At 76.1% G+C, this 511-nt stretch carries 1 protein-coding gene; it reads right to left on the reverse strand.

The features are described 5' to 3' along the window. A partial coding sequence (locus LWH95_RS21565) for a lytic transglycosylase (protein ID WP_232920357.1) occupies positions 1-340 on the reverse strand: 340 nt, incomplete at its 3' end. Positions 341-511 lie beyond the last annotated feature (171 nt).

The raw sequence follows: 511 nt of genomic DNA on the forward strand, positions 1-511 counted from the left end.
TGCCCGGGTGGAGCATGCTCGACGCGCTCATGCCGTTGAGGCGCTGCAGCTGCGCGGCGGAGACGCCGGTGCGTCGGGCGATGACCCACCACCCGTCGTTCGGCTGCACCGTGTAGGTCCCGGCGGCCGGGGCCGGGGCCGCCGCGCCGGTCAGGCGGAGCTCGTCACCCGGGTAGAGCACGGTCTCCAGGCCCAGGCCGTTGAACCGCAGCAGGTCGGCGACGGAGACGCCGCGGGCGGCCGAGATCCGGGTGAGGGTGTCGCCCGGGCGCACGGTGTGCACCGCCGCCTCCTGGGCGTGGGCCTGGGCGGGCAGACCGGTGAGCAGCAGCAGGGGCACCGCACCGCCGGTCAGGGCGGAGCGCAGTCGGCGGGAGCGGACGGGGGTGTGGGACACGGCAGACCTCGGCATCGGATCGGACGGATGGAACACGACGGGGAAGTGACGGGTGGGACCCGTGGCCCCCGCGGTCGACCGACGACGTCGGCGCCCGGCCGTGGAGCCTCGGCG

The sequence above is a fragment of the Bacillus sp. G16 genome, assembly GCF_021282335.1.
GTDB lineage: Bacteria > Bacillota > Bacilli > Bacillales > Bacillaceae > Bacillus > Bacillus inaquosorum.